Source organism: Chitinophaga sp. (genome assembly GCF_036569125.1).
Taxonomy (GTDB): domain Bacteria; phylum Bacteroidota; class Bacteroidia; order Chitinophagales; family Chitinophagaceae; genus Chitinophaga.
This window is the reverse complement of record NZ_DATCRF010000644.1, coordinates 1-2,509: the sequence shown is the minus strand read 5'-3', so window position 1 is coordinate 2,509 and position 2,509 is coordinate 1. Positions and strand designations below refer to the sequence as shown.

Here is a 2,509-nt window from a genome sequence, read left to right as displayed (position 1 = left end):
GCGCTATGTTATGCATGGCCGTTACAGTATAAACAACGGGGGAAAATAAAAGGTTTACAAAGTTTGTAAATGCAGTAGATTCCGAAAGCAGCGCTGTGGAAATACGCAGTTTCTTATGTACGAATAACTGGGGGAATGTGCAGATGTGCAAATATGCAGATATGCAAATAAGGATAGGCGTACGCTTCGGTCATTCATCTGCACATCTGCATATTTGCACATGTGCACATCATTAATTATGCTTCGCCCCGCAGGGTCATTTCTATTTGTTCCTTCACATTCATGCTAAAACCTACCAGCTCTATTTTAGGATGCTGATCCAGGTTAATACGGATCTTTCCATTTTCCCGCAGCAGGGCATCCTGCATGGGTTCCAGTAAAGCGTAAAGTAAGGTCTTGCCCGTCTGGGCTAATTGGTTTAACAGCGCATCTTCAAGTTGCAGGAATTCCCGGTTTTTATAGGAATAGCTTATCTGAACCATAAATTATTGTTTTTCAAAGGATAGTTACTTGTCCGCCTACTAAATATATTATTTCCTAAATGTATGAAAAGAATCTATATAAAAAAATATAAACACGTTTTCCACAGGAAAAATTATCCACATAACGATATGGTGGCTAATCTATTACAATGGTAACGTCATATTGTTCAGTCGGTGTGTACGGTATCCTTTATATTTTCGATAAGCCCTAAAAACAATTATCTTGCCGTTTTTATATAACCAGAACAAATGCAACCATTACGTTATTGTTTATTGCTTTGCTGCTGCCTGCTGCAGCTGGCCTCACAGGCCCAACCGGGAAAAAGTACCAAATGGAGCCGGAACGGACAGGCGGTTTATAGTGTTGAAAATGCAGCTATTATAGCCACCGGCTTAAAAGACGGGCAAACCCAGGTAACCATACCGGCCGCCCAGCTTACCCCGCAGGGAGCTGCCCAGCCCCTGGAAATAAAAGATTTTATTTTTTCGGCCGATGAGCAAAAATTACTGATCTACACCAATTCCAAACGCGTATGGCGTTACCAGACCCGGGGCGATTACTGGGTGCTGGATATTAACACAAAGCAGCTCAAACAGTTAGGAAAGGGAAGGCCGGCATCGTCCCTGATGTTTGCCAAGTTTTCTCCGGACGCCTCCAAAGTAGCCTATGTAAGCGAACATAACCTTTATGTGGAAGAACTTGCCACAGGTGAGGTAAAACCCCTCACAAATGATGGCACCCGCCGTTTTATAAACGGTACGTTCGACTGGGCCTATGAGGAGGAATTTGGCTGCCGCGATGGTTTCCGCTGGAGCCCCGATGGCCGCTCCATTGCCTACTGGCAAATAGACGCCACCAAGATCCGCGACTTCCTGATGATAGATAATACGGATTCTATTTACTCTTTTACAGTGCCGGTAGAATATCCCAAGGCAGGGGAGAGCCCTTCTGCCTGCCGTGTAGGCGTGGTAGATATTAATACCGCAAAAACCACCTGGCTGCAGGTACCCGGCGATGCGCAGCAGCACTACATTCCCCGCATGGAATGGGTGCCGGGTAAGAACGAGATCATCCTTCAGCAGCTGAACCGCAAGCAGAACCAGAGTAAGCTGATCTTATGCAACGCGGCTACCGGTGTAGCACAAACGCTGTTTGAAGAAAGCGATAAAGCCTGGATAGACGTAAAATCCCGCTGGGACGATGATGATATTACAGGCTGGGACTGGATAAAGAACGGCAGCGCCTTTGTATGGGTAAGTGAAAAGGACGGCTGGCGCCACCTGTACAGCATTGAGCTGAAAGGCGGCAAAGAAACCCTGCTTACACCCGGTAACTATGATGTGATCGGCATTCCTAAAGTAGATGAAGCGCATAAGCTGATCTACATACTGGCATCGCCCAAAGTGGCTACCCAGCAATACCTGTACAAAGTAGCGCTTGACGGAAAAGGCCAGCCACAGCGCGTTACACCGGAAGACCAGCCGGGCACGCACTCGTACGAAATATCGCCGGACGGACAATATGCCGTACACCAGTTCTCCAACAATTATTTTTACCCCTACTCTGAAATTGTGCACCTGCCGGATCATAAAAGCAATGGGAATAACCTTTCTGCAGAGATCAAAACCAAGCTGCCTGCTGCCAATAAACAGGTGGAGTTCTTCTCCGTTACCACGGCAGATGGGGTAACTATGGATGGCTGGATGCGTAAGCCCAACAGCTTTGATTCCACCAAAAAATACCCGGTAGTGTTCTATGTGTATGGCGAACCTGCCGGCGCAACTGCAAAAGATGAATTTGGAGCCGGCCGTAACCCGCTGTACAACGGGGATATGGCAGATGATGGTTACATCTACGTTTCTATGGATAACCGCGGCACTCCCTTGCCCAAAGGCAGCGAGTGGCGTAAATGTATTTACCGCAAGGTAGGCCTCATTAACTCCCGCGACCAGGCCATGGCTGCTACCGAGCTGCTGAAGCGCCCTTATATGGATACTTCCCGCGTAGCCGTATGGGGCTGGAGCGG

Annotated in this window: 2 protein-coding genes; one reads left to right on the top strand and one right to left on the bottom strand. The window is 47.7% G+C overall.

The genetic code is table 11. From position 1 onward, the window contains the following. Positions 1-236 precede the first annotated feature (236 nt). Positions 237-482, bottom strand: a complete 246-nt coding sequence (locus tag VIM87_RS24065) for a hypothetical protein (protein WP_217606284.1) — start codon at positions 480-482, stop codon at positions 237-239. A 249-nt stretch (positions 483-731) separates the two neighbouring features. On the opposite strand from VIM87_RS24065, the gene VIM87_RS24060 reads away from it, so the two are divergent. Further along, a partial coding sequence (locus tag VIM87_RS24060) for a S9 family peptidase (protein ID WP_331999475.1) occupies positions 732-2,509 on the top strand: 1,778 nt, incomplete at its 3' end.